Genomic DNA, 26440 nt, shown 5'->3' with positions numbered 1-26440 from the left:
AACTTCTCCGATCTCGTTCAGCCGGATCTCAGAGAGCGCCCAGAACGGCCTGGATGCCGACCACCGCGGCGCCGCGCGCCCAGTCGGTGAAGCCGAGCGGCTCGGTGCTCACCTGCAGCGGGTCGTCGCCGGGGCGCAGCCGCGCGGCCAGCGTGGCGGTGGTGACCGGATCGGCGTACAGCGTGGCCACGTCCTCCCCGGCCAGCACGATCCGCTCGGTCTGCAGGCCGCCGGCCACCGTGGCGATCAGGTGCCCCAGCGCCCGGGCCGCCCCGGTGAACCAGTCCGGGTCCAACTGTGCCAACTGCTCGAAACTCACCGCCGAGCCCGACCGCCCGAGGCGCGCCGCCACGTCCGTACGGTCCAGATAGGCCGAGACGCACCCGTGGTGACCCTGCCTGCACACCGGGCCCGACGCGTCCAGGGGTGAGTGCGAGAGCAGGTGACCGTTGTCGATCAGGTGCTCCAGCACCTGCCCCTCACGCACCACTGCGTAGCCCAGCCCGGCTCCGACCGTGACCACCCCGAAGGTCGCGTGGGTGCGCCCGGCCCCGAACCACAACTGCTCGCGGGCCAGCCCGACCACGTCGTTGCTCAGCACCACCGGCAGGCCGCAGGCCTGCGTGAGCAGGGCTCCCAGGTCCACCCCGCGCCAGCCCAGGAAGACACCGTCACGCACCACCGAGCGTCCTTCGACCACCCCACCCACCGACACCCCGAGCCCGTCGACCCGGGTCACCGGGCGGCCCAGCCGGGTAACCAGCCCCCTGACCACCCGCACCGCCCCCGCGACCGGGACCACCCCGTCCTCTGGTTCTGGTAGTGCCTTACTGGCCGTGGCCAGAACGGTGCCCGCGAGATCGCAGAGCACCGCGTAGGCGGTGTCTCCGGTGAGTTTCACCCCCACCACGTGCCGGCTGCCGGGCACCGCGGTGAGGATCTGCCGGGGACGGCCGATGGCAGCACCGGTGGCACCGGTGGTACTGACGCCGCGGTCGGCGTGCTCGGTGACGATGCCCTGCTCGACCAGCAGCCGGGCCACCCGGGACAGCGACGCGTCGGACAACTGCAGCTCGCCCGCCAGGTCGGCGCGGGTGGAGGGCCCGTGCATCAGCAGGTAGCGGGTGACCGCCAGGGCCCGCGGGGTGAGGTGCCGTTCATCGCCAGACTTCACCGCGGCACCCTCGCATCCGGTTCGCACCCTTGTCGCCCGTATCGGGCCGAGTTACTTTCAATCAGCAAGAAAATATCAGTGCAGATCATGTGGAGATCACCGGGAGCAGCGTTGCTACCACGAAAAGATCATCCCCCACGCTCACGAGCCCATCCCGGCCGGGTCGCGACTCTGCTCGTCCTCGGCGGCCTGCTCGCGACGCTGCTGACCGGGTGCGCCGGCGACGACCGCACCACGATCACCTTCTTCCAGTTCAAACCCGAGGCCCAGGGCTATTTCCAGGACCTGGCGCGGCAGTTCGAGGCGCAGAACCCGGACGTGCGGGTGGTGGTGGACAACCCCGCCGACCCCGAGACCGCCCTGCGCACCCGTCTGGTCAAGGACAACGTGCCGGACGTGATGACGCTGAACGGCAACGGCACGTTCGGCGAGTTCGCCAGTGCCCGGATCTTCCGCGACTTCCGCGGCGACCCCGTCCTGGAGGAGGTGAACCCCTCGTACCTGGACGTGATCGGCAGCCTCGGCCAGGGTTCACGCGGCGAGGTCAACGGCCTTCCGTTCGCCGCCAACGCCAGCGGACTGCTCTACAACGTGGAGATGTTCGAGCAGTACGGCGTCGAGGTGCCCCAGACCTTCAGCGAACTGATCGCGGCCGCCCAGACGTTCCAGGACGAGGGCATCACCCCGTTCTACGGGATGCTGGCCGACGCCTGGACGCCGCAGTCGCCGCTGGCCCCGCTGTCGGCGCAGTTGCAGCCGGAGAACTTCTTCGAGGAACGGTTCGCCGGCCGCACCACCTTCGCGCAGGGCTGGGCCGAGACCGCCGACCGGCTCGGGCAACTGTTCCGGTTCACCCAGCCCGACCCGCTCTCCAAGGGGTACGAGGACGGCACCGCCGCCTTCGCCCGTGGCGAGTCGGCGATGCTGCTGCTGGGCAGCTACGCCGTACCCCAGATCCGGCTCGGAAAGTCCGAGTTCACGGTGGGCAGCATGGCCCTGCCGGCCACCGACGACCCGTCCCGCACCACCCTGGTCTCCGGCGTCGACGTGGTGCTGACCGCCAGCCGTGAGGGCGAGAACCCCGAGGTGGTGGATCGTTTCCTGCAGTTCCTGATGCAGGAGCCGGTGATGAGCGCCTACTGCCGGGCCCAGGTCGCGGTGCCTACCCTGGAAGGACTCACCAACGACGACCCGGCCCTGGCCGGAGTGCGTGACTACATCGAGGCGGGGCGGATCGTCGGGTTCACCGACCACCAGTTCATCCCGGCCATCCCGCTCGCCCCGCTGCTGCAGACCTTCCTGCTCGGCGGCGACGAGCAGACCTTCCTGCGGGACCTGGACTCGGACTGGGACAAGGTGGCCCAGCGGCGCACCTGGGGCCTGGGAACGGTGATCTCATGAAGACCCAGCGGGCTTTCTACCTCATGGTCGCCCCGGCCGTGGTGATCTTCTTCGTGTTCCACACCGTGCCGGTGATCCAGGGCGTCTTCTACAGTTTCACCGACTCCCCCGGCTACGGGCCGTTCGACCTGGTCGGATTCCGCAACTACGTGGCCCTGTTCACCGATTCCCGGGTGCTGCACGCCTACTGGTTCACGTTCCTCATCGCCGGGGTGGCCACCGTCGCGGTGAACATCGTCTCCCTGGCGATCGCGGTCGGCCTGAACGCGCGGATCAAGTGGCGCACCACCCTGCGCGGGGTCTACTTCGTGCCGAACATCCTGGCCATCCTGATCGTCGGCTACATCTTCAACTACCTGTTCTCCAACTCGCTGCCCGCCCTGGGCCAGAAGCTCGGTGTGGAGTGGCTCTCCACGTCGCTGCTGACCGACGCCTCCACCGCCTGGCTGGGCATCGTGGTCCTGGCCGTGTGGCAGGCCGCCGCATTCAACATCGTCATCTACATCGCCGGGCTGCAGACCGTGCCCGGCGACCTGTACGAGGCGGCCTCGATCGACGGGGCGGGCGCCTGGCGGCAGTTCCGCAGCATCACCTTCCCGATGATCGCCGGGTTCTTCACCATCAACATGGTGCTGTCGCTGAAGAGCTTCCTGCAGATCTTCGACCACATCGTGGCGCTGACCGGCGGCGGGCCCGGCACCGACACCGAGTCGGTGGCCCTGCTGATCTACAAGGGCGGCTTCCAGGGCGGCGAGTACGGTTACCAGAGCGCGAACTCGGTGATCTTCTTCGTCGTCATCGTCACCCTCTCGATCGTCCAGCTGCGATTCCTGCAGAAGAGGGAGATGAGCGTCTGATGGACACCCGAAGGGTCAACTGGTGGCTGACCGCCCTGCTGGCGGTGCTCGCCCTGACCGTCCTCGTGCCGCTGTACTTCGCCGTGGTCACCGCCCTGAAGACCCCGGACCAGCTGGGCGGCACCGGTTTCGGGCTGCCGCAGGAGGTGCGCTGGTCGAACTTCGCCGACGCCTGGCGGCTGACCGACTTCCCCACCACCGCCCTGAACAGCGCGCTGATCACCGTCGGGGCGGTGGTGGCGACCCTGCTGACCAACTCGATGGTGGCCTACGCGATCGCCCGCAACATGCACCGCCGCCTCTTCCGCGGCCTGTACTTCTACTTCGTCTCGGCGCTGTTCGTGCCCTTCCCGATCATCATGCTGCCGGTGGCCAAGCAGACCGCCCTGCTCCACCTGGACAACCGGCTCGGCCTGGTGGTGCTCTACGTGGTCTACGGGCTGGCGTTCAACATCTTCGTGTTCACCGCGTACATCAACTCCATCCCCCGCGAACTGGAGGAGGCCGCGGCGATCGACGGGGCCTCCACCTGGGGAACCTTCTGGCGGGTCATCTTCCCGCTGCTGGCCCCGATGAACGCCACCGTCGGCATCCTGACCTGTCTGTGGGCCTGGAACGACTTCCTGCTGCCGCTGGTCATCCTGTCCGACCCGGGCTCGGCCACCCTGCCGCTGGTGCAGTTCGTGTTCCAGAGCCAGTTCCAGACCAACTACCCGGTGGCCTTCGCCAGTTACCTGATGGCCATGGCCCCGCTGTTCGTGGTCTACGTCTTCGCCCAGCGCTGGGTGATCTCCGGAGTCACCCGGGGCGCGGTGAAGTGAGCCCTCGGCGAACGGTGGTCGAAGAGTGTCGGGGGCTTCGGGCAAGCTGTCCCCATGACCAGCAGCGCACCCCAGGCCCCCAAGCGCCCGACCACCCTGACCAAGCACGGAGACAACCGCACCGACGAGTGGTACTGGCTGCGGGAGAAGTCCGACCCCGAGGTGATCGCGCTGCTGGAGGCGGAGAACGAGCACCTCAAGGCCTACCTCGAGGGCACCGGGGCGCTGCAGGAGGAGCTGTTCGAGGAGTTCCGCTCGCGGATCCAGGAGACCGACCTGTCGGTGCCGGTGCGCAAGCACGGCTGGTGGTACTACAGCCGCACCGAGGAGGGCCGCCAGTACGGCATCAGCTGCCGCAAGGCCGACGTCGACGGCAAGCCGGCCGAAGAAGAGATCGTCCTGCTCGACCAGAACGAGGTGGCCGGCGACGCGGAGTTCTTCTCCCTGGGCGCCTTCTCGGTGGCCCCCACCGGCGAGCGGCTGGCCTACTCGACCGACCTCTCCGGCAGCGAGACGTTCACCCTGCGGGTGCGCGACCTGAACACGATGACCGACCTGGAAGACGTGATCGAAGACGTCTACTACGGCGCCACCTTCAACCGCGACGGCAGCGTGCTCTTCTACACCCGCCAGGACGAGGCCAAGCGCCCCTACCAGGTGTGGCGGCACGTGATCGGCACCCCGGCGGCCGAAGACGTCAAGGTCTTCCAGGAGGACGACGAGCGCTTCTTCGTCGGCGTCGGCGGTTCCAAGACCGAGGACTACCTGCTCATCGTCACCAGCAGCTCGCTGACCAGCGAGACCTGGATCCTGCCGGCCGGCGACCCGACCGGTGAGTTCCAGGTGGTCGAGCCGCGCCGGCAGGGGGTGGAGTACCACCTCTCGCACTACAAGGACGCCGAGCGCGACGAGTTCTACGTGACCACCAACGAGGACTCGCCCAACTTCAGGCTCATGGTCACGCCTGCCGCCACTCCCGGCCGCGAGCACTGGCAGGAGGTCATCGCGCACCGCCCCGACGTGAAGCTCGACGGGGTCGAGCCGATGGCCGGCTACCTGATCATGTCCGAGCGCGCCGAGGGCACCGCCCGGCTGGCCCTGTACGAACTGGCCACCGGCACGCACTCGGTGATGGAGCAGCCCGAGACGGTGTACACGGCCGGGGCCGGCGGCAACGCCGAGTTCGACACCCACGTGGTGCGCTACTCCTACACCTCGATGGTCACCCCGCGCTCGGTGTACGAGTACGACGTGCGCACCGGCGAGCGCACCCTGCTCAAGCAGCAGCCGGTGCTCGGCGGCTACGACCCCACGGCTTACACCACCGAGCGGGTGTGGGCCAAGGCCGCCGACGGTGTGGACGTGCCGGTCTCCCTGGTCTACCGCGCCGACCGGGCGAAAGACGGTGGCCCGGCGGTGCTGTACGGCTACGGCGCCTACGAGATGTCGACCGACCCGTACTTCTCCTCGTTCCGTCTGAGCCTGCTCGACCGCGGTTTCGTGTTCGCCATCGCGCACATCCGCGGCGGTGGTGACCTGGGCCGCCTCTGGTACGAGGACGGCAAGTTCGAGAAGAAGCCGAACACCTTCAGCGACTTCGTGGCCGCCGCCGAGCACCTGGTGGCCGAGGGCTACACCTCGCCGCAGACCCTGATCGCCCGCGGCGGCAGCGCCGGCGGCCTGCTGATGGGCGCGGTGACCAACCTGCGGCCCGACCTGTTCGCCGGGGTGATCGCCGAGGTGCCCTTCGTGGACACGCTGACCACGATGCTCGACCCGTCGCTGCCGCTGACGGTGCACGAGTACGAGGAGTGGGGCAACCCGGAGGAGGAGAAGTTCTACAACGTGATCAAGAGCTACTCCCCCTACGACAACGTGGTGCCCGCGGCCTACCCGGCCATGCTGGTCACGGCCGGCCTGAACGACCCGCGGGTGAGCTACTGGGAGCCGGCCAAGTGGGTGCAGCGGCTGCGTGAGGCCAACACCGGGCCCAACCAGATCGTCATGAAGATCGAGATGGGGGCCGGGCACGGTGGGCCCTCGGGGCGTTACGACGCCTGGAAGGACGAGGCCATGGTCTACGCCTGGATCCTGGAGCGGGCGCTGAAGAAGGGCTGACCTTCGTCAGGCGAACGCGGCCACGTTCCGGCGGGCCCAGTCGCCGAAGGTGCGGGGAGGGCGTCCGAGGATCTGCTCGACGGCCGGGCTGATCTGCTGTTCGGCGGCGGTCGGCCGGCCGAGGATGTCCAGGGTGCCCTCCACCACCGGTTCGGGCATGAAGGTCAGCAGCTGGGCCCGGGCCTGCTCGGGCGTCTGCTCCACGAACCGCACCGGCTCGCCCAGAGCCTCCGCCAGCGCCTGAGCGCGCTCGCGCGGAGTGCTCAGGGCGGGGCCGGTGAGTTCGTGAACAACGCCGGCGTGCCCGTCCTGGGTCAGGGCGGCGGCGGCCACCGCCGCGATGTCGTCCGGGTCGATCACCGGCAGCCCGACGTCCGCGAAGGGCGCAGCCACCTCCCGACGGTCACGCACCGTCTGCGCCCAGGCGTAGGCGTTGGTGGCGAAGCCGCCCGGCCTCAAGATCGTCCAGTCCGTCGAAGCCGCGCGTACCGCGTCCTCCAATTTCCGCAGTGGTGCATGAGAAACAGATTGAGGACGGGTGCCCGCGGCTTGCGAGGAGAGCAGCACCACCCGTTCCACCCCACTTCTGCGAACGACAGCAGTGAGCTCGCCCGCGTCGACATGTGCGCCTGCGCCGGACACGAGCAGGAACAAGGCCTTGGCCCCACGTAACGGTGCCTCCAGCGCGCCGGGCCGGCCCAGATCGGCCCGGTGATGGCGTACCCCGTCCGGCACCGGCGCCTGTCCCCGGGAGACCGCGGTCACCTCCTCGCCCAGCCCGGTCAGCGTCTGCACCAGCACCCGGCCCACATTGCCGGTAGCACCTGTCACCACGATCATGTCCAGCTCCGTCCCGTTCGGCGATGCGCTGAACCTAACCGCCCCGGTACAGTACTCACCTAGGGGAAAGTGTTGCGGCGGAGGGGATCACGTGCAGACTTCACAGCCCGGAACCTGGCCGGAGGCGTCCGGCACCTGCCCGGTGGGGCCGGTGGTCGACGTCGTGCTGAGCCGCTGGACCACGCCGATCCTGTGGACGCTGAACTTCCGGGGCCGGCAGCGGTTCCTCGAACTCCAGCAGGGCATCCCCGGTATCTCACCGAAGGTCCTGACCGACAGCCTGCGCCGCCTCGAGCGCGACGGCCTGGTCTCCCGGGCCTACCACCGCGAGGTCCCGCCCCGCGTTGAGTACGAGATCACCGAGCTGGGTGCCACTCTCGCGCCGTTGTTCGCCCACCTCGCCACCTGGGGCACCGAGCACCTGGGGGCGGTGGAACAGGCCCGGCTGGCCTACGACGCGTCCTGAGAGGTGCCCCCCTCAGGCGGTGGCTGAAGTGACTGGAGCAGTGAAGTGGTGCCGCACCCGCCAGCCCACGATCACCGCCGCTCCCACCGGGATCTCCAGCAGGAACGTGAAGAACCGGTAGAGCAGGGCTCCGGCCAGGGCCTTGGCCGGGTCCACGCCGGCCGCGGTCAGGCAGGTGAAGATGGTGAGCTCGGCCGCGCCCGCCCCACCGGGTGTGAGGGGCACGGTGGTGACCATGCGCTCGATCCCGACCACGGCCAGGATCAGCACGAACGGCTGGTTCACGCCCAGTCCGAGCAGGCACAGGTGCAGCAGCACGCCGAGCAGCACCATGTAGACCAGGCCGCTGAGCACCAGCTGCACCCAGGCCCGGCGCAACGCCGTGCCCATGTCCTCGCGCAGGGCGGTCAGCAGGGCCCCGAGCCGCCGCCCGGCCCAGGCCGCCGCCTGCCCCCGGGCCAGCAGCACGCAGATCACCACGAGCAGCGCGGCCGTGCCCACGCTCACCCACACCGGGGCCGAGCCGATCTGCGCGCCCGGGCCGTAGGTCATGAACCAGGCCAGCGACAGCGCCCCGAAGAGCACCCGCAGCAGCACGGTGTAGATCTGGTTGAGGGTGAAGTAGCTGGTCATCGCGCGGGCGCTGAAGCCCCACGACTTGATCATGGCCGCGCTCACCCCGAAGCTCAGCGCCCCGCCCAGCGGCAGGCTGTTGGCCACCGCGCTGCCGGCGAAGCACAGGCTCAGCGCCTTGCCCAGACTCAGGCCGGGCAGGCACGCGGTGACCTGGCCGGCCCGGGCGCAGTGCCCGGCCCACCAGAAGAACGTGAGGGCCGGCAGCCAGAGCATCTCCACACTCAGCAGGGTGTGCCCGGCCTCGCTCCAGCCCGCGCCCATCGCCGAGACGGTGCGCACCACGAACCAGATCATCACCGGGACCGACAGCACGAGCAGCGCGTTGCCGGCCAGGCGCCGGTACGCGACGGCGAACTCCCGCGGGTTCATGACCGAATCATGGGTAGCCGGCCCTGAACAGGGTGCTACGCAACGAGTTGAGGCAAGCCGAACTTCAGGCGAACGAGGCCCCTCAGCGTCGGTCCGACCCCGGCGCGTCCAGAGCGGCGGCGATCATGCGCAGCCCCTGCTGCTCGAACCGCTGGTTGCCGATCCGGTGCGCGAACACCGCCGTGCCGATGGCCTCGCGCACGCAGGCCCGCTGCCACGCCGCCTCATCACCGGGACGCTCGCCGTACCCCGCCAGGAAGGCCGCCTCGAACCGGGAGTCGGTACGGAACTGCTGGGCCGCCAGCCGGGTGAAGTCGCACCAAGCCGGCCGCAGCGCCGCGTGACCGAAATCGATCACCCGCACCACCCCGTCCTCAATCAGCCAGTTGCGCGGTTGCCAGTCGCCGTGCGTGGGAACCGATCTGACCGGCGGTGTCGGCCACGCGGCCACCAGCTCCCGCAGCCGGGACACGGTCGCGGCGGGGATACGGTGCGGCTGCTCCAGCCGCCACAACGTCTTCGCACGCGCCCGGGCCTCGTAGTCGTCGTCCTGAACGCCGGCCTGGGCGTGAAAGGCGGCGAGCAGCTCGCCGGCCTGGTGGTAGGTGTTCGCCCGGAACTCGGCGCCTGCTCCCTCCACCAGCACTCCCGGCAGGTAGCGCGTGACCAGGATCCTGGCGGCGGAATCGGCCCAGGCCAGAGCCGGGGCACGCCCCTGCGGGACCCATACGGACAGCCACTGCTCGTGCGCCCGGATCTCCTGGGCAACGCGCTCGTCGTCCCCGGCCTTCACGATGAACTTCCCGCGGTCGCCCTCCAGCTCCAGCACTCGTGTGCCGGCCGGCCCGCGGCTGTGGTCGTGGATCAGCTCGGCCCCCGGCAGCCACTCGGCCACCAGTTCGCGCTGCTGCGGCGTGAGCAGACCGAAGCCCGAAGTCATGCCCGGAGGGTATGCCGGGTTCCCCCTTGGCCGGAGGACCGCGCCTTGCACGGTCTGATCGGCAAACTCAGGCATCTCGGATCGCTGCCCGCCGGGGCGAGCGCAATCATCGAGCCGTGTCTTCCCCACATTCCTCACCCGCCGCCTACTGGCCGGGCGGCCGGATCGTGGCGGCGGTGGCGATCACGGTTCTCGCCATCCTCCTGATCGTGCACTTCACCCGTGACGGGTCCGGCGGGCACCGGGCCGTCGACCACACGCCGGCCCTGGCCGGTCAGGGGCAGAGCACGGCGCGCCTGGTGGTGCACGGTGGCACCGATCGGCTGACGGTGACCGCAGCCGACCTCGGTGGTGACCTCGTGCAGGCGCAGACCCCCGACGCACAGAGCGCGGTGCCGGTCCTGCGGGAGCAGGACCCCGAGACGGTGAGCGTCTCGACCGAAGCAGCCGACCAGGACGGCGGTGGCGGAGTCGATCTGGCGGTGAAACTGGCCCGGGACGTGCGGTGGCAGATCCAGATCGATGGCGGCTCGTCGGCCTTGACGCTCGACCTGCGTGAGGGGCGGGTGCTGAGCCTGGACGTGACGCAGGGCGTGGCCACCATCCAGGCCTACCTGCCTCACCCGGACGGCGTGCTGCCCACCCGCATCAGCGGTGGAGCGAACAGCATCAGTCTGACCCTGCCCGCAAATGTTTCTGCGCAGGCGACCTTTTCGGGCGGCGGTGGGAGCGCCGACCTGGACGGGGTGCATCACGGCGGACTCGCCGCCGGCACTGTCCTCACCACACCCGAGCGTTCAGAGGATCGCCTCGAGGTGGATCTGGCGTCCGGAGTGGGCAGCTTCGGCCTGCGCCGCGAAGGCTGAGCACGGCGCCCGGCCCGCGGCTCTCACCGCGGACCGGGCGCTCGGGTGTTCCTACTCCGGGACCAGGGCCCAGGACTGCTGGTCGTTGACGAACGAGGCGCTGGTGCCGGCGACGTTGAAGGAGTCGGTCCGGCCGTTGTAGGCGTCGAAGGTCGACTGCAGGGCGGTGCCGCGGGCCTTGTTGATCAGGCGGTAGTAGCCGTCCGAGGTTCGGGTGACCTGCCAGAGCTGCTCGTCCCCACCGGTGGTGGGCGCGGCCGCGACCTCATGGTTGCCGGTGCCGCCGGGGTAGGCCTCGGCAGTCATGGTGAGGCGGGTGCTGGGGGTGGCGACGTTGGTGACGGTGTAGAAGCCGCCTCCGGCGTCAGCCAGGTCCCAGCGCTGCTGGTCCCATCCCCAGTTGGCCGGGGTGACCGCTACCCGGTTGCCTCCGCTGGGGTAGGTCTCACCGGCGGCGTGCAGGGCGAGGGTGGGCTGGGCCTCGTTGACCAGGCGGAAGCGGCCGGCCGGGCCGCTCGCCTTCCCCGCTGCGAAAGCCTGGCCCAGGCTGGTCAGTTCGTTGGTGGACGAGTACAGGGTCGAGTACTTGCAGCTCTCGGTCGTGGCGCAGTTGTCGGCGAACCAGGAGTACCGCTCTACGTAGGGCAGGCTCTCCAGCAGGGGCACCAGTTTCTGCATGAAGCTGTCGGCCTTGGCCTGGCTCGGAGTGCCGTACATGGGTTTCCAGGCGGAGGTGTCCACGGTGCCGATCTCGGTGAGCCAGATCGGCTTGTGCCACTTGTTCCAGGCGTCGGCCAGGGTGCCGCGCACCTCCTCGATCGCCCCCGGGTTGGTCCAGTCCGGGTAGATGTGCAGGGCGATGAAGTCGACCCGGTACTTGCGCTCGGCCGCCCCGGTCATGAACTCGTCCAGCCAGCCGCCCCAGTAGTTGGCCGGGGCCGGGCTGCCCAGGACCAGCCCGGTGGACTCCAGGTCGGGCCAGGCGTCCAGGGCCTGCTTCACACTCATGTTCGCCTGCTCACCCAGGTCAGGCTCGTTGAAACCCAGCAGGTTCTCGTACTTTTCCTGCTTGCGCCCTTCGGTCAGGGCGGCGACGGTCTCGGCGGAGGGGGCGTTCCAGGCCTGCGGCACGAACTCGGCGCCGTTGCCGGACTCGCCGTTGGGTGACCAGTTGTAGAACCACTTGGCGCCCGCGCCGGTCAGCCGGGCCTGGTCGCCGCTGTACTTGATCGCGGCGATGCCCTTCTTCGGGCTGCTGTTCACCTCTGCGGTGGGGGCGGCCCCGGCGTACTCGACGACGTAGGTGGTGTCACCGATCGCGGTGACCGGGGCGCCGGTCCGGTTCACCACGTGGTTGATGCCCCCGCTGCCGGACAGGAACACCGTGACCATGTCGCGCAGCTTCACCCCGGCCCGGTCGGGCACCTCGATCGCCCGGTCGGTGAACACCGGCTGGTTCTTGTTGAAGAACGAGTAGACGCCCAGTCCCCAGGCCTCGTGCGTCTTCACGTCGGTGTCGACCTTGTAGGAGGCGTAGCCGTTGGTGGTGCCGGTGCTCTTCCAGGCGGCCTGGTTCGGCGGGTCGTAGGGCAGTTCGCTCTGGTAGAAGATGGTGCGCCCGTCCTGGCCGTTCCAGATGGTCTGGAACTTCTGGTAGTGCTCGACGAAGAGGCCCAGGGCGGTGACCCGGTCACCGTTGACGCGCACGCCGGTGGCGCCGGGGTTGGTGGTCCAGCCCGCACCCGCGCCGTGGTCGGCCCGCCAGGCCCAGATGTGGTCCAGCAGCACGTCGTTGCTGTTCACCTGCAGGCTGGTGGCGGCCTGGCCGGCGGTTGCGCCGCCCACGCGGAAGAACACGTCGTGCAGGGACGTGGGGTTGGCGGTGTGTTTCACCGAGGTCTTGCCCGAGCCGACGGTGACCAGCGAGCTGGAGTTGGTCGTGCCCGCGTCCACGATCAGGCCGGCCAGGCGCACACCGTCGACATCGGCCACGGTGACCGCGGCGGTGCCGCCGGTCGGCACCAGAGTGGCCATGCCGAGGCCGAGAACCACCGTGTTGGCCCGTTTCACGGCCAGTGGCTGACTCAGCCGGTAGATACCCGGCGTGATGATGAGGTGCTTGCCGGCCGACAGCTGCGCGTTGATCTTGGCCGCGCTGTCACCGGGTTTGGCGATGTAGAAGTCCTTGATCGGCAGCGAGGAGCCCGGCGTCTTGCCGCCGTCCCACGAGGCACCCTTGGCGTCGCGCCGCAGTGCAGGGACGAACACCGAGTACTCTCCCGCCGAATCAACGGTGAGGAAGGGCTTCTCCCGGCTGACCGGGGTCGAGCCCAGGGTGGTCATCTGCGGCTTGGGAAAGCTCTGCGGCGGCGCCCCGTTGGTTCCGGAGAAGACCATGTTCCAGACCGATCCGCTCCAGCTGCCGATGGTGCTGTCGCGGGTGTAGTACTGCTGCTGGGTGGTGGCGTCCACCTTGCCGTCGACCTTGGTGTCGCCGATGTAACCACCGCTGGCGTAGGCATAGTCGGCCGTGTGCAGCTGCAGGTTGCCGCGGACGTGCACCCGGCGCAGCGGAGACGCCTGCGAGACCGCCCAGCGGTTGTTGCCGCCGGTGGGCTCGATGCTGAGATTCTCGGCCGAGCGCCAGAAGTTGGTCAGGGCGTCGTTGCGGCCCTCGACCCGGACCCCACCCTTGATCACCACGTCGCCCGGGTCCGCCCCGAGACCGGCGACCGAGGTGTAGTAGCCCAGTTTCGCGTCGACGTCGTAGCTCCCGGGCCTGAAAAGGAAGGCGTAGCGCTCGGTCCCGAACTCGTTGTCCTTCTGCGCGGCCTGGACGGTGTCGAGCCGGGACTGGATGTCGGCGTCGTTCATGCTCGGGTCGAAGACCACCACGTTGGGCCCGAAGTCGGGAGCGGCAGCCTGGGCCGAGGTGGGCGCGAGCAGACCCGCCCCCAGGGCAGCGACCGTACCGACCCCGATCAGCGCGGCGGTGTGGATCCGGCGGATCGGCGGGCGGGCGCTTCGGGAATGTGTTGCGGCGGCCCTGAGCCGTGCGAAAAGTCTTGTCGTCACAACAGTTCCTCCTCGAACTGCGGCTGCGGGATCGGATCCGGAAGAACCCCGGTCGCTATTGAAGCGTTTCAAGTCCCGCTTGTCCGATTGAAGCCCAGATGCCCGGGTGCTCGCAAGGGGCTGCCCTGGCACGGCGAACCTGCGGAGCGACGAACGGCAAACACCGAACTATGGACGCCGGTGGGCGCCAGGGAGCGGTTCGGGGAAGGCAGACCGAGACCAAGGCCCCTATTGGCCCCGGTTGCCTCAGCTCCGGCCGGCCTCCACCTTGGCATCCCCGTCCCGAGCCGGGCGCACGGCCCGCGCCGGCCTGCGGCTGGTCGCCCGGATCACCAGTTGGGGCTGCAGCACGAGCTTCTCGTGCCGATGCCCCTCGGTCTCCTCCAGCAGCAGCAGTTCGGTGGCCCGCCGTCCCATCTCCAGTTGCGGCTGCGACACCGTGCTCAGCGAGACCACCCCCGAGCGGGTGAACGGCAGGTCGTCGTAACCGACCACCGCTATCTGCCGCGGCACCTCCAGCCCCAGCCGCGCGCACTCCGAGAGCACCTCGAGGGCGATCAGATCAGTGGCACACACCACCGCCGTGGGCCGGCGCCGGGCGGGAGCGGCCAGCAGCGACGCCACTGCTGGCAAGCCACCGCCCGGCTCCCAGCCCGACACGTCCGCCGCCCGCACGTCAGCGCCGGCCAGCGTCTCGATCAGGCCCTCGTAGCGCTCGCTCACGTGGTGCGCGCTCAGCGGCGCACCTGCGTAGAGCACCCGGGAGTGGCCGCTCTCGGCCAGGTGGACGCCGATCTGGCGCCCACCGGACCGTTCGTCGATGGACACCGAGCAGAAGCGGTGCCGGCCGAAAACCGGTCCGACGAGCACCAGCGGAGTGCCGCGCTGCTGCAGCGCCCGCACACCCTGCAGGGAGGCGTCCACCGCGGGGCTCAGCAGCACCCCCCGCACCCGGCGTTGCTCCAGGCTGTCCAGCTGACGCTGTTCGCGCTCCACGTCGTGCTCGCTGCTGGTCACCATGACCTCGAGCCCGTGCCGGGCGGCGGCCTGCTGGGCCCCGCGCACCACCCCCGACAGGAACGGGTCGTCGCTGGTGGGCAGCACCACCGCGATCAGGTCGCTGTGGCCGCGCCGGGCCAGCTGCCGGGCCGGCTCGTTGCGCACGTAGCCCAGTTCCTGCATGGCCTGGCGGACCCGCTCGGTGGTCTCGGGGGTGACCAGCTCGGGGTGGTTGAGGACGTGGCTGACGGTGCCGACCGAGACCCCGGCCAGCCGGGCCACGTCTTTCATCCCCTTGCGCATGCGTTCCCCCTGCCTTGTTCCCGGTCTGATCCGAGGCAGGCCCACTATGCCATCCGCGTTGTCCTTTCCGGCCGCGCGGGATCCTCCTCGGCCGGACGGTAGGACACCTGGAACGTGTGCGTGCCCGCGCCCACCTCGTGCTCGGCCCCCGTCTCCCCCGGCAGGACGACGAGGCCCGAAGCCCCGGGCGGGACCTCCACCGTCACCGTCAGGGTCGCCCCTTCCCGCACCCAACTGCTGGCCACAGTGCCGGTAGGGGCGTCGTGCCGGGCACCGGCGTGGGTGAGACCGCCCCCTGGCCGGGGCGCGAAACGCAGACGCTGGTAGCCCGGACCGGTCTTGTCGAGGCCGGCTACGACCCGGTGCATGAAGTCCGCGACCGCGCCCAGGGCGTAGTGGTTGAACGATGTCATCCCACCCGGGTTGACCGAACCGTCGGGCAGCAGGCTGTCCCAGCGTTCCCAGATCGTGGTGGCCCCCATCGAGACCGCGTACAGCCACGACGGGCACTCGTCGTTCAGCAGCAGGTGGTAGGCGCCGTCCACGTCCCCGGCCTGGACCAGCGCGTCGCACACGATCGGGGTGCCGACGAACCCGGTCGAGATCCGGTATCCCCCGGCCCGCACCAGTTCGCTCAGCCGCCGCCCAGCCACCAGGCGCTGCGCGGGACCGTCGAGCAGGTCGAACACCAGAGCCAGGGAGAGCGCCGTCGGAGTGTCACTGACCAGCCTGCCGTCGGGGGTGACGTAGTGGCGTTGGAACGAGTTCGCGGCCCGCGCCGCCACCTCCCGGTAGCGCCGGGCGTCCTCGTCGCGCCCGAGAACGGCCGCGACCTCGCTGAGCACCCGGGAACTGCGCACGTGGTAGGCAGTAGCGACGAGATGCTTGTCGGTGCGTCCGTTGCCCGGCTCGTCGGGCGGGGCGGCCGGGTCGAGCCAGTCGCCCAGCTGGTGCCCCCTGTCCCACAGACCGGTTCCTCCGGTGGCCTTTTCCACGAGATCGACCCAGGCGCACATACTGTCGTACTGCCGCGCCAGCACCGAGGTGTCGCCGCTGTGCTGATGGATCGCCCACGGCACCAGCACTGCGGCGTCGCCCCAGACCGCGGTCGGGAAGTCCGGGAAGCCGCACGGCACCCAGGGCACGAACAGCGGAACGTGCCCGGCCAGGCGCTGCTCGGCCCACAGGTCGCGCAGCCAGCCGTCGAGGGTGCCGTGGCAGGCGTGCAGGAACAGGGCGGTGGGCGCGAACACCTGGATGTCACCGGTCCAGCCCACCCGCTCGTCGCGCTGGGGGCAGTCGGTGGGCAGGTCGACGAAGTTGTCGCGCATGCTCCAGACCACGTTCTCGTGCAACCGGTTCAGCGCCGGGTTCGAGCTGGAGAACCAGCCGGTGCGCTGCATCTCGGTGTGCACCACCTCAGCCAGCACGTCCTCGGTGGCGAGTTCACCCGTCCACCCTTCGATCTCCGCGTAGCGGAATCCGTGCAGCGTGAAACGCGGCGACCACCAGCGCTCGGATTCCCCGGAACACACGTACTCGTCGATCGAGACCGCGGTGCGCAGTGGGCGAACGGCCAGTTCCTCACCTTCGAGAACCTCCGCGTGATGCAGACGCACCACCTGGCCGGCTCGGTGACCACCCCCGTCCATTCGTAGTCGCAATCGGCCCGAGATGTTCTGCCCGAAATCGAGCCTCACCCGACCGTTCGGGCGCCGCTGCACCGAAACCGGCTTCAGCGTCTCAATGGTCGTCACTGGTCCGGCCGTCGGCGCCTCCAACGGAACCACGCCCACATCGACAACGGTCGAAACGTCTTCCCAGCCGCTGTCGTCGAAACCCGGCCGCGACCAGTCCGACTGCTCCAAACGCGCGTCGTAGGTCTCGCCTTCGTACAGCCCCACGGCGGTGATCGGCGAGAACGCCCATTTCCAGCCGGAGAGTTCGGCGACATGGCGACGCCCGTCGTCGGTGTGGATCTCCAGCTGAGCCAGCAGCGAGACGTCTTCCCCGTACAGGTCCCAGAGTCCGCCGTCGAACCCGATCCGCCCGCGGTACCAGCCGTCGGCCAGCCAGGCCCCGATGACGTTCTCCCCCGCCCGAACTGCCGCGGTGACGTCGTGGGTGCGATAACGCAGACGATGCCGGTAGCTCGTCCACCCCGGGTCGAGCACCGAGTTGCCGACGCGTTCGCCGTTGAGCTCGAGTTCGTGCACGCCGTGCGAGGTTACGTACAAGCGGGCCCGGCTGATCGCGCCCAAATCGACCGGAGCGTGCCAGCGCGCACGCATCAGATAGGCCGGCCGCAGCTTCTCGGACGACGCCGAAGGCGACGGACTGACGAAATCGGCAGTCCAATCGTCTTCAATCAGAAGCCCGGCCTCGACTTCCGCCTGCACCAGAGCCGGGTCTTCTACCGCAGCGTGCACACTCACCCGGACCCGCTCGCGCGACGTCAGCGGCGCGAACGGCCAGGCCACCGAGCCGGCCGGGCCGGATCCGGTCGCCCACACCCGGCGGCCGTCGTCGTAAAGGGCACACAGATGGACGATCGGGGCCGCCTGGGCGGGAACGATCCAGGAGAGGCGCGGGGTTGCCTCACCGATACCGAGCGTGGCCGTGCCCCGGCGGTCCTCGAGCCAGAGTTCGCCCTCAGCAGTGGTTCTCATCCCTTCACCGCCCCGGCGGTCAGGCCCTGCATGATGCGCTGGTTCATCACCAGGTAGATGGCCAGTGTGCCGAACACGTTGACGCAGATGGCGGCGAACGTGGGGCCGTACTGCACGGCCCCGTACTGCCCGGTGAAGTTGAGCAGGCCGACCTGCACGGTCTGCAGCTCGTTGCTGTTGGTGAAGGTCAGTGCGATCAAGAGGTCGTTCCAGGTGAAGAAGAACTGGACCAGGCCGACGGTGAACAGTGCGTTGCGCACCATGGGCACGCCGACCGACCAGAAGGAGCGGAGGATGGAGGCGCCGTCGAGGGTGGAGGCCTCGAAGATCTCGCGGGGGATGGCCCGGAAGTAGGTGGCCATCATGAACACCGTGAGCGGCAGGCCGGTGGCGGTGTAGGTGATGATCAGCGGCCACAGCGTGCCGGTCAGGTGCAGCTTGAAGTAGATCGTGAACAGCGGCAGCAGGATCATCTGACCGGGCACCATGATCCCGGCCAGGAAGGCCAGCAGGATCGGGGACCGGCCCTTCCAGACCATCACTTCCAGCGCGAAACCCGCTGCCACGCCGAGCAGAAGGGTCAGGGCCAGGGAGGGCAGCACGGCCAGCGCCGAGTTGGCGATGTAGTGGCCCATCCCGCCGGTGGTGAAGGCCTCCACGTAGTTCACCGGGTCGAAGCTGTCGGGCAGGCTCCAGAACGGCTCGCCGAGGAACTCGTCCTGGGTCTTGAACGAGCCCAGCAGCATCCAGATCATCGGGTACACGATGAACAGCAGGATCAGGCCGGTGACCAGGACGCGGGGAACTCCGGAGAGCATCCGCCGGGCCCGGGGCCGTCGGCTCGGTGGGGCCGGAAGCTGTTGCCGGCCGGGCGCCGGGTGGGGTGCGGTGATGGCCACGACGGTCACTCCTTGAGGTCGCGACGGCTGGAGCGGAAGACGAACACCGTCACCAGCAGACAGAGCGCCGACAGGGTCAGGGCGATGGTGCTGCCGTAGCCGTAATCGCCGTAGGTGAAGGATGTCTGGTACATGTACAGAGTGAGCGGCGTGGTGGCCTGGCCCGGGCCGCCGTTGGTCAGGGCCAGCACCGAGTCGAACACCTTCAGGGTGCCGTTGATGCTGAAGATGACCGAGGAGAGCAGCACCGGCAGAGACAGCGGCAGGATGATGTGGCGCAGCATGCCCAGGCCCCGGGCGCCGTCGAGACTGGCCGACTCCAGCACGTCCTGGGGGATGTCGAGTAGCCCGGCGTACAGCAGCACGGCATAGAAACCCATGGAACGCCACAGGTCCATCGCCACGATCACCACGAACGCCTGCGTCGGGGAGCCGAACCAGTCCACCGCCCCCACGCCCACCGCGTCGAGCACGGCGTTGACCGGGCCGGTGGAGGGCGCCGACTCGAACACTCGCTGGAACAGCAGGCCCACCGCCACCGTGGGCAGGATCACCGGGAAGAACAGCAGGGTGCGCACGATGCCGGAGGAGCGGCGGAACCAGAACACGTAGGCCACCGCCAGCAGGTAACCCAGCGCCACCTGCAGGAGCGTGGTCACCACCGCGTACTTCACGGTGAAGACCAGAGCGTCCCAGAGGACGCCGTCGTCGGCGAGGGTGCGGAAGTTGCCCAGTCCGTGGAAGGTGAAACCCCGGATGACGCTTCCCTCGAAGAGGGTGTACCCGGTGGACCAGAGGATGGGCACGACCATGACGAGCGAGTAGACCAGGAGGGCCGGGCCGACGAGCAGGGCGATGGCCCGCTTGTCGCCGAGGACGTCGTTCACTGCGAAGCCCTTCTCAGCCGGCGTTCTGGACCTTGGTCATGAAGTCCGCAGGGCTCAGCTGCCCGGTGGCCAGCGGCGCCGCGTTCTGCTGGCTGACCGTGGTGGCCTTGGAGCTGAAGAGCGCCTCGAACCAGAGGATGGTGTTGCTGGCCTCGGCGCTGGTCTCCTGCACGACCTTGGTCAGCGGCGGCAGGTCGGCGGGGGTCTGCTTGATGGTGAAGCCGCTGACCACGCCCTCGGCGGCCAGGGCCTGGTCGCCGTAGTTCTGCGCGATGCAGGTGGCCCAGTCCTTCACGCCGCCCTCGAAGTCGCTGGAGGAGAACATGATCGGCACACCGACGTTGGCCGGCACGTCCTCAATGCTGCCGGCGCCACCGGTGACGGCGGGGAAGGGCAGGTAGCCGATGTTGTCCACGCCGATCTTGTTCTGGGTCTCGTCGTTGTAGTTGCCCAGGGCCCAGCTGCCGTTGTACATCATCGCGGCCTTGCCGGTCAGGAAGGCGTTCATCGCGACGTTGTAGTCGATCGAGCCGGGCGACTTGCCGAAGGCGTCGAGCTTGCCCAGGGCGGCCACGGCCTCGGCGGCCTTCACGTACTCGGGGTCACTGAGCTTCGCCTGGCCGTCGGCGACCTTCTGCAGGGCGTCGGGGCCGAGGTCGCGGGCGATGTAGTTGCCGATCAGCCGGGTGATCTGCCAGCCGGTCTTGCCGTCGGCGGCGATCGGCTGCACCCCGGCCGCCTGCAGCTTCTCGGCCGCGGCGACGAACTCGTCCCAGGTGGCGGGGATCTCGACGTCGTTCTCGGTGAAGATCTCCTCGTTGTACCAGAAGCCCTCGATGTTGAACTCGGTGGGCAGGGCGTAAAGCCCCTGGTCGCCGTAGAGCGCCTTGAGGGTGGCCTTGGCTGCGGGCAGCACGGCCTCGGCAGCCCCGGCCTCCTGCAGCGCCGGCTCCAGGTCCTGCACCTGCTTGGCCTCGATGAACTGCTGCATCAGGGCCGGGGTACCGGCGCCCATCGAGACGTCCGAGAGGGCGCCCTGCCCGGAGAGCAGCTGCAGCTTCTGGTCGAACTGGCCGCCCGGGCTGGAGGAGGTCTTCAGCGGCAGCGCGTCGTTCTGGGTCTTGCACGCACCGGTGCTCAAGCTCTTGAACGTGGCTGCGATGGTGGTGTTCTCGGTCTGGCCCAGGTAGTCGAAGGAGCCGTCCGAGCCGGAGCCGCTGCCACCTCCACCGCCCGAGCCGCAGGCGCTCAGCAGCAGGCCGGCGGCGCCGAGGCCGCAGAGGAGGCGGGTGGTGGTGCGACGGGGTGAAACAGACATGGCCACAGTTCTCCCTTGAAGTGCGACGAATTGAAGCGTTTCAACGACGGAGATGTTAGGCACGCCACTCCGGGCCGTCAAGGTCGCTCTTGCGGCAGTTCACAGCCCTGCCGTTCCTGTCCTCCGCCGGTCGCGCGATCGTTGACACGTGTCACCTTCGACTTACACACTGCCGCTGCGAAGCGACGAACGGTCCCGACCAGGAGGCACGAAGAACATGACCGAGCAGCAGCGGACGATCCGCCCGGGGCAACCCTGGCTCGACACCGACGGCAAGCGCATCCAGGCCCACGGCGGCTCGATCATCACGGTCGACGGGGTCTTCTACTGGTACGGCGAGAACAAGGAGGCCACCACCCCGGACAGCGACACCTGGCACCTGGGGGTGCGCTGCTACTCCTCGACCGACCTGTGCACCTGGCAGGACCTCGGCTGCATCATCGAACCCGACCGGGACGACCCGGACTCACCGCTGCACCCGCAGCAGTACGCCGACCGTCCGCACATCGTCTACAACGAGCGCACCCGGCGTTTCGTGTGCTGGATCAAGGTGATGACCAAGGGTTCGATGATGCAGCGCTCCACCGTGCTGAGCGCCCCCTCGATCCTCGGGCCCTACCGGGTGGAGCGCACCTGGCTGCGGCCGCTGGGCATGGACGCCGGCGACTTCGATCTGGTGGTGGACCCGCACGACGGGAAGGCGTACTACTACTTCGAGCGCGTGCACAGCGAACTGATCTGCGCCGACCTCACCGACGACTACACCGACGTCACCGGCTATTACTCCACCCATTTCCCGAACGGGCAGCCGCCTTTCGTGCGCGAGGCGCCCTCGTACTTCTACCGCCGTGGCCTGCACTACCTGGTCACCTCGGGCACCACCGGCTACTACCCCAATCCCTCCGAGGTGGCCTGCGCCCGCTCGTACCACGGCCCCTGGCAGGTGCTGGGAGATCCGCACCCGGACGACGCCTCCCGCACCTCGTACCACTCACAGATCAGTTCGGTGTTCCGTCACCCGTTCAAGAAGGACCTGTACATCGCCCTGGGCGATCGCTGGCTGCCGCAGTACACGGCCGACAGTTCGGCCGCGGTCGAGGCCTTCACCCGGCACTTCTCCCCCGAGACGCCGGACCATGCGGCGCCGATGCCGGAGCTGACCGAGATCAACACCTCGATCGCCGACTACGTCTGGCTGCCGTTCCGTTTCGACCGGGACCGGCCCTACCTGGACTGGAGCGACGAGTGGAGCCCGGACTCGTATGCCTAGGCGCTGCCCCGGGCGACAACCGTGAAAGTGCGTGGCAGTTGCGGGGCCTGGAAGGTCCGCCCTTCAGCGGCCGCCACGAAGGCCTCGACGGATTCGCTGACGAAGTCGTCGAGGTCGGCGCGCACGCTGGTCAGCGCCGGCGAACTCGTGGCGGCGGCCGGCACGTCGTCCACCCCGATCACCGCCAGCGACCCGGGCACCGGGACACCGGCGTCCCGGGCGGCGGCCAGTACGAACAGAGCCACGTCGTCGTTGTAGGCGCAGATAGCCAAAGTGTCTTGCTTTTCTGTACTTTGGCTGAGAAGCGCGGCTGCCTGGGACCGATCAGAAGGCAGGCGGAGGTCCGGCACCCAGGTCAGGTCGCGGCGCCGGGCGGCCCGGCGGGCCGCCGAGCGCCGTAACGAGGCCATGGAACGTAGCTGGGGGTCGGCCGGGCCCACGAAGGCGATCTGCCGGTGGCCCTGATCGGCGAGGTGGTCGACCTGGCGCCGGGCGGCCGCCCCCAGGAAGGCGTCGCGACCTTCGAAGGCAGGTATCACCGGCACGTCGAAACCGCTTGCGAACGAGGCGAACACCGGGTCGTCGGCGGTGGCGGCGGTGATCACCACGGCGGGGGTGAGCTCCCCCACCGGGCGGGGCGCGCCGGGCACGGCCAACTGCCAGACCAGGCTGTACCCGTGCCCGGCGAGCCCGGCCGAGAACCGCTCGAACACTTCCCCCATCAGCCCGCCGTACCCGTCTTCAGGGGCCGAGAGAGCCAGCACCGTGCGGGAACGGCCTCCGCGCAGCAGCCGGGCCGCGGCCGAGGGCTGGTAGCCCAGCCGGTCGGCGGTGCGCCGCACCAGCCTGCGGGTCTCGACCGTGAGGCGCCCCTGCGGGTCGCCGTTGAGCGCGTAGCTCACCGTCGCTCGGGACACGCCGGCCTCGCGGGCGACGTCGGCCGTGGTGACGCGGCGGCCGGCCGGGTCGGTCATGAATCCTGCGCTCCTCCTTGGGAAGGAGAAGCATGCCACGTAGTCGGCCGGGCCTGTTGCAGGTACTGCAGCAGTTCGGGTTCCGGCCGGGGCGGGCTGTAGAGGTATCCCTGCACGGTGTCGCAGCCGTAGCGCTGCAGAAGGTCGGCCTGCTGCGGGGTCTCCACCCCTTCGGCCACCACGGTCACGCCCAGGGCCTGCCCGAGGCCGATCACCGCCCGCACGACGGCCTCGCAGGTGCGGTCGCGGCCCAGGCCGGCCACGAAGGCAAGATCGATCTTGAGGACGTCCACGGGCAGCTCGGTCAGTCGGGTGAGGCTTGAGTAGCCGGTCCCCAGGTCGTCGATCGCGATCCGCACCCCCTGGTCGCGCAGGTCCTGCAGGTCCTGCAGCAGCGAGTGGGTCAGCCGGGGCATGTGAGTCTCGGTGAGTTCCAGTACCAGCCGCCCGGCCGGAAGGCCGTGCCGCTGCAGGGCCGCGACCACGTCGTGGTGCAGGTTGCCGGCCTCGAGCTGGCGGCCCGAGACGTTCACGTGCACCGCCGGGGCACCCGGGCCGAGCGCCTCGCTCCAGGCGGCGGCCATCCGGCACGACTCGGTGAGCACCCGGCGGCCCAGGCCGATCATCAGAGGGCTGTCCTCGACCACGTCGAGGAACTCGGCCGGGGACAGGGTGCCGCGGGTGGGGTGCTGCCAGCGCACCAGCGTCTCCACCGCCACCGGGTGCCCGCTGATCAGGTCGAGCACGGGCTGGCCGTGCAGGACGAACTCGTCCCGGTTCAGGGCGTCGCGCAGCTGCGGCAACAGGCGGGCGACCCGGCTGCCGCGGACCTCGGCGTCGTCGTGGTGGGCGTACGCGCGGTTCTTGCCGGCCCGTTTGGCCTCGTACATCGCCGTGTCGGCATAGGCCAGGGCCTGTTCGGCCGCCTCCACCAGGTCTGTGCCGGGTCCGGCCGGGACCGCGTCGGCCAGATGGGTGCCGATGCTGACGGCCACGTCGAAGGTGCCCGCGGTGAGGACGACCGGCCGGCGCAGGCAGTGCAGCAGCCGCTCGGCCACAGCCTGCAGCCCGTCGCTGCCGTCGATGTCGGGGCAGACCACGGCGAACTCGTCGCCGCCGAGCCGGGCCAGGGTGTCGCCCGGGCGCAGGCAGGCGGTGAACCGCTCGGCGACCTGCCGCAGCAGCTCGTCGCCGGCGCTGTGCCCGGCGCTGTCGTTGACCGCCTTGAATCCGTCCAGGTCGCAGAACAGCACCCCGACCCGGGCCCCGCTGCGCCCGGCGCCGGCTAGTGCGTGTTCCAGACGGTCGTGCAGCAGGGTGCGGTTGGGCAGCCCGGTCAGCGCGTCGTGCAGGGCCTGGTAGCGCAGGGCCTCCTCGGCCACCTTGCGGGCGGTCACGTCCTCGATCAGGCACAGCAGCTGCCGCTCGCCCAGGTCGGCGGTCATGACGGTGGCCGAGAGCATCCCCCAGCGGGTGGAGCCGTCGGCGTGCTGGTAGCGCTTCTCCAGCTGCACCTCGGTCACCTCGCCGGTCACCAGCGGGTTCAGGGACAGACGGCACTGCGGCCGGTCGTCGGGGTGGGTCAGGTCGTGGAAGTCGCGGGTGAGCAGTTCCTGCTTGCTGAGTCCGGTGAAGGTGCACAGGGTGGAGTTGACCTGCAGGATCCTGCGGGCCTCGGCCCCGTCGAGACCCACGATGAGCATGCCGACCGGGGCGGTGTCGAAGGCGGCCCGGAAGCGTTTCTCCGAGGACTCCAGGCGCGCTCGCGCCGCTAGCTGCTCGCTGATGTCGGTGCCGACACCGATCGTGCCGATGCACTCGCCGTTGCTGTCGTGCAGCGGGCTCACCGTGAGCAGCACCTGCAGGCGCCGGCCGTCCTTGGTGATGTACGTCCAGCGCCGGGTCTCGGCCCGGCCCCTGCGGGCGGCCAGCACGAACACCTCGTAGCCGGGTTCGATCCCCAGCTCCCCGGCTCGGGCCACCACCTCGTCCTGGTCGTGGAAACGCTCGGGGGTCTCGCCGAGCATCTCTTCGGCGCTGTAGCCCAGCATGCGCTCGGCGCCCCGGTTGAACACCATGATCCCACCGTCGTGGTCGCAGCCGACAATGCACTGCTCGGTGGCCGCGTCCAGCACCCCGGCGAACAGGTCACGGGTGCTTGCGACCTCGGCGGCCGCGGCCCTCTCGGCGGTGACGTCCCGCATCGCCAGCACCGCGCCGCCGGCTCCGGGCATCGGATTGGCGGTGATGTTGAGCAGACGGCCCTGCAACTGGTCAGCGGTGCGGACGAGGACGTCCTCGTTCTGGACGTGCTCGCCCCGCAGGGCCCGCGCCAGAGGCCGTTCGTGCGCCGGCCACGGGCTGCCGTCCGGGGCCGAGAGAAGGAACCCCGCCCCGGCGGGGTCGCCCTCGCGGTTCGGGCCGGGCTGGTGGAAGAGCAGTTCCTGGGCGGCCCGGTTGCGGGTGATCACCGCACCGTGATCGTCGTAGACCGCCAGGCCCTCGCTGGTCGTGTCGAACACCGTGCGCAGCAGACGGGAGCCGGCCTGGGCCTCCTGGAACGCCTGCCGCACGGCCGAGTTCAGGCGGTGGTTCTCCTCGCGGTGCAGCAACAGCATCACCGTCAGCGAGGTCAGGACCAGCACCAGCAGTTGCACGTCGAGGATGCGCCAGGCCGGTGCCAGGCCGGTGAACGGGCCGGCGCCCTGACGGGTGAGCAGGATCAGGGCGAGGTCGTTGAGGGCCACCGTGGGCATGACCAGCGGGCCGGGGGCACGCAGTCCCAGCCAGACCGCCCAGGGCACCATGAGGAAGGTGAGGGGCACGTGCTGGAGGTGGTCGAGCCAGGCGAAGAAGCCCAGCGAGGCCGCCATGACGAGCACGAACTCGACCCGCCCGGACACCGGCGCGGGCACGACGCGCCGGTCCCCGATGCGCAACCAAAGCGCGGCCAGCACCACGGTGCCGGTGAAGTGACGCACGAACCAGCCCAGCAGCGCCGACCCGAACGCCCCCTCGACCAGCAGCATGGAGGTGGTACCGCCGATGAGCGCGCCGGTCCCCGCCCCCACCCCCGCAGCGATCAGTAGTGCCCACAGGTCGCGGGGCTGACGGAGCCGGAACCCGGCCGGCTGCAGACGCCGGTGGATCGCCCCGGCCACCACGGCCTGCACGAGACCCGCGACCGAGAACAGCAACCCGACCAGGGGCCGCTGCCCACTGATCAGCTGTGCGGTCACGGAGGTGGTCAGCAGCAGTGCGGCGCTGGTCCAGCGCAGCCGCGGCTGGTCCCACCACCGGGCCAGCCAGACGAAGCCCACCCCTGCGGCCGGCCAGACCACCGCGAGCGTCGAGCCGGGCAGGTGAGAGGCCCGGCCCAACACCACCGCGAGGGCGTACAGGAGCATGAAGCCCACGCTGACGGCCACCACTGACGAACGCCGCGGGGCGCTCTCCCGGTCGCGGTTCGGCAGCACACCAGGCGGCGGCAACGCAGCCGCGTCAGCGCGGCCCCGTTCGCGGTTGCCCATGTGTTCCCCTGCGGATCCGGCGGCTGGG

19 protein-coding genes are annotated in these 26440 nt (G+C 69.7%); 7 read left to right on the top strand and 12 right to left on the bottom strand.

Annotation, left to right across the window (positions count from 1 at the left end; translation table 11 throughout):
* Positions 1-28: 28 nt before the first annotated feature.
* The gene (locus QSK18_RS29370; protein ID WP_232812158.1) at positions 29-1174 is read right to left on the bottom strand and encodes an ROK family transcriptional regulator; all 1146 of its coding nucleotides are present in this window, start codon (positions 1172-1174) and stop codon (positions 29-31) included.
* Between the two features lie 111 nt (positions 1175-1285).
* Between QSK18_RS29370 and QSK18_RS29365 the strand changes: the two genes are divergently transcribed.
* Genes QSK18_RS29365 through QSK18_RS29350 form a run of 4 tightly spaced genes read left to right on the top strand, consistent with a single transcriptional unit; the run spans position 1286 to position 6371 of the window.
* Positions 1286-2575, top strand: a complete 1290-nt coding sequence (locus QSK18_RS29365) for an ABC transporter substrate-binding protein (RefSeq protein WP_285625803.1) — start codon at positions 1286-1288, stop codon at positions 2573-2575.
* Positions 2572-3432, top strand: coding sequence for a carbohydrate ABC transporter permease (locus QSK18_RS29360; RefSeq protein WP_232812160.1), 861 nt, complete (start codon positions 2572-2574; stop codon positions 3430-3432). Before QSK18_RS29365 ends, QSK18_RS29360 begins: the two co-directional genes overlap by 4 nt.
* The gene (locus QSK18_RS29355) at positions 3432-4253 is read left to right on the top strand and encodes a carbohydrate ABC transporter permease (RefSeq protein WP_232812161.1); all 822 of its coding nucleotides are present in this window, start codon (positions 3432-3434) and stop codon (positions 4251-4253) included. The genes QSK18_RS29360 and QSK18_RS29355 overlap by 1 nt, the downstream gene beginning before the upstream one ends.
* A 54-nt stretch (positions 4254-4307) precedes the next feature.
* The gene (locus QSK18_RS29350) at positions 4308-6371 is read left to right on the top strand and encodes a S9 family peptidase (protein ID WP_285625798.1); all 2064 of its coding nucleotides are present in this window, start codon (positions 4308-4310) and stop codon (positions 6369-6371) included.
* A 6-nt stretch (positions 6372-6377) separates the two neighbouring features.
* On the opposite strand, the gene QSK18_RS29345 is transcribed toward QSK18_RS29350, so the two are convergent.
* Entirely contained in the window at positions 6378-7211 is an 834-nt protein-coding gene (locus tag QSK18_RS29345; protein WP_285625795.1) for an NAD(P)H-binding protein, read from the bottom strand.
* 91 nt (positions 7212-7302) lie between these two features.
* Here QSK18_RS29345 and QSK18_RS29340 point away from each other — a divergent pair, with 91 nt between their 5' ends.
* Complete coding sequence (locus QSK18_RS29340; RefSeq protein WP_232812164.1) at positions 7303-7677, top strand: winged helix-turn-helix transcriptional regulator; 375 nt, start codon at positions 7303-7305, stop codon at positions 7675-7677.
* Between the two features lie 12 nt (positions 7678-7689).
* Here QSK18_RS29340 and QSK18_RS29335 read toward each other — a convergent pair whose 3' ends face one another.
* Together QSK18_RS29335 and QSK18_RS29330 are read right to left on the bottom strand one after the other, a co-directional pair.
* Positions 7690-8682: a lysylphosphatidylglycerol synthase transmembrane domain-containing protein gene (locus QSK18_RS29335; protein WP_232812165.1), complete on the bottom strand. Its 993-nt coding sequence runs from the start codon at positions 8680-8682 to the stop codon at positions 7690-7692.
* Between the two features lie 82 nt (positions 8683-8764).
* Positions 8765-9622 (bottom strand): aminoglycoside phosphotransferase family protein, encoded by an 858-nt coding sequence (locus tag QSK18_RS29330; protein WP_285625790.1) that lies wholly within the window; start codon positions 9620-9622, stop codon positions 8765-8767.
* A gap of 116 nt (positions 9623-9738) precedes the next feature.
* Between QSK18_RS29330 and QSK18_RS29325 the strand changes: the two genes are divergently transcribed.
* Positions 9739-10488 carry a hypothetical protein gene (locus QSK18_RS29325; protein ID WP_285625787.1) on the top strand — a complete coding sequence of 250 codons (750 nt, stop codon included), beginning with the start codon at positions 9739-9741 and terminating at the stop codon, positions 10486-10488.
* A 51-nt stretch (positions 10489-10539) separates the two neighbouring features.
* On the opposite strand, the gene QSK18_RS29320 is transcribed toward QSK18_RS29325, so the two are convergent.
* The 6 genes from QSK18_RS29320 to QSK18_RS29295 form a co-directional block, all read right to left on the bottom strand.
* Entirely contained in the window at positions 10540-13563 is a 3024-nt protein-coding gene (locus QSK18_RS29320) for a pectate lyase-like domain-containing protein (protein WP_285625784.1), read from the bottom strand.
* Between the two features lie 246 nt (positions 13564-13809).
* Positions 13810-14865 (bottom strand): LacI family DNA-binding transcriptional regulator, encoded by a 1056-nt coding sequence (locus tag QSK18_RS29315; RefSeq protein ID WP_285625781.1) that lies wholly within the window; start codon positions 14863-14865, stop codon positions 13810-13812.
* A gap of 44 nt (positions 14866-14909) precedes the next feature.
* A complete protein-coding gene (locus tag QSK18_RS29310; protein WP_285625777.1) occupies positions 14910-17534 on the bottom strand; it encodes a family 78 glycoside hydrolase catalytic domain in 2625 nt (874 codons plus the stop codon).
* A complete protein-coding gene (locus QSK18_RS29305) occupies positions 17531-18433 on the bottom strand; it encodes a carbohydrate ABC transporter permease (RefSeq protein WP_285625774.1) in 903 nt (300 codons plus the stop codon). Before QSK18_RS29305 ends, QSK18_RS29310 begins: the two co-directional genes overlap by 4 nt.
* Positions 18434-18438: 5 nt before the next feature.
* Positions 18439-19320, bottom strand: a complete 882-nt coding sequence (locus QSK18_RS29300) for a carbohydrate ABC transporter permease (RefSeq protein ID WP_285625771.1) — start codon at positions 19318-19320, stop codon at positions 18439-18441.
* Positions 19321-19333: 13 nt separating this feature from the next.
* The gene (locus tag QSK18_RS29295; protein ID WP_285625767.1) at positions 19334-20638 is read right to left on the bottom strand and encodes an ABC transporter substrate-binding protein; all 1305 of its coding nucleotides are present in this window, start codon (positions 20636-20638) and stop codon (positions 19334-19336) included.
* 217 nt (positions 20639-20855) lie between these two features.
* Between QSK18_RS29295 and QSK18_RS29290 the strand changes: the two genes are divergently transcribed.
* Positions 20856-21908, top strand: a complete 1053-nt coding sequence (locus QSK18_RS29290; protein WP_285625764.1) for a family 43 glycosylhydrolase — start codon at positions 20856-20858, stop codon at positions 21906-21908.
* On the opposite strand, the gene QSK18_RS29285 is transcribed toward QSK18_RS29290, so the two are convergent.
* Both QSK18_RS29285 and QSK18_RS29280 read right to left on the bottom strand, forming a co-directional pair.
* A complete protein-coding gene (locus QSK18_RS29285; RefSeq protein WP_285625762.1) occupies positions 21905-22882 on the bottom strand; it encodes a LacI family DNA-binding transcriptional regulator in 978 nt (325 codons plus the stop codon). The genes QSK18_RS29290 and QSK18_RS29285 overlap by 4 nt on opposite strands.
* Complete coding sequence (locus QSK18_RS29280) at positions 22879-26412, bottom strand: bifunctional diguanylate cyclase/phosphodiesterase (RefSeq protein WP_285625760.1); 3534 nt, start codon at positions 26410-26412, stop codon at positions 22879-22881. Before QSK18_RS29280 ends, QSK18_RS29285 begins: the two co-directional genes overlap by 4 nt.
* Positions 26413-26440: the final 28 nt, after the last annotated feature.

This window comes from Kineosporia sp. NBRC 101677, from assembly GCF_030269265.1.
GTDB classification, from domain to species: Bacteria; Actinomycetota; Actinomycetes; order Actinomycetales; family Kineosporiaceae; genus Kineosporia; species Kineosporia rhizophila.
This window is presented reverse-complemented; position numbering and strand designations above follow the sequence as displayed.

Bases quoted from the DNA above. Each gene is read 5' to 3' on its own strand.
- QSK18_RS29360 (WP_232812160.1), top strand. From the start codon at position 2,572: ATGAAGACCCAGCGGGCTTTCTACCTCATGGTCGCCCCGGCCGTGGTG.
- QSK18_RS29355 (WP_232812161.1), top strand. From the start codon at position 3,432: ATGGACACCCGAAGGGTCAACTGGTGGCTGACCGCCCTGCTGGCGGTG.
- QSK18_RS29350 (WP_285625798.1), top strand. From the start codon at position 4,308: ATGACCAGCAGCGCACCCCAGGCCCCCAAGCGCCCGACCACCCTGACC.
- QSK18_RS29345 (WP_285625795.1), bottom strand. From the start codon at position 7,211: ATGATCGTGGTGACAGGTGCTACCGGCAATGTGGGCCGGGTGCTGGTG.
- QSK18_RS29335 (WP_232812165.1), bottom strand. From the start codon at position 8,682: ATGAACCCGCGGGAGTTCGCCGTCGCGTACCGGCGCCTGGCCGGCAAC.
- QSK18_RS29330 (WP_285625790.1), bottom strand. From the start codon at position 9,622: ATGACTTCGGGCTTCGGTCTGCTCACGCCGCAGCAGCGCGAACTGGTG.
- QSK18_RS29315 (WP_285625781.1), bottom strand. From the start codon at position 14,865: ATGCGCAAGGGGATGAAAGACGTGGCCCGGCTGGCCGGGGTCTCGGTC.
- QSK18_RS29310 (WP_285625777.1), bottom strand. From the start codon at position 17,534: ATGAGAACCACTGCTGAGGGCGAACTCTGGCTCGAGGACCGCCGGGGC.
- QSK18_RS29295 (WP_285625767.1), bottom strand. From the start codon at position 20,638: ATGTCTGTTTCACCCCGTCGCACCACCACCCGCCTCCTCTGCGGCCTC.
- QSK18_RS29290 (WP_285625764.1), top strand. From the start codon at position 20,856: ATGACCGAGCAGCAGCGGACGATCCGCCCGGGGCAACCCTGGCTCGAC.
- QSK18_RS29285 (WP_285625762.1), bottom strand. From the start codon at position 22,882: ATGACCGACCCGGCCGGCCGCCGCGTCACCACGGCCGACGTCGCCCGC.
- QSK18_RS29280 (WP_285625760.1), bottom strand. From the start codon at position 26,412: ATGGGCAACCGCGAACGGGGCCGCGCTGACGCGGCTGCGTTGCCGCCG.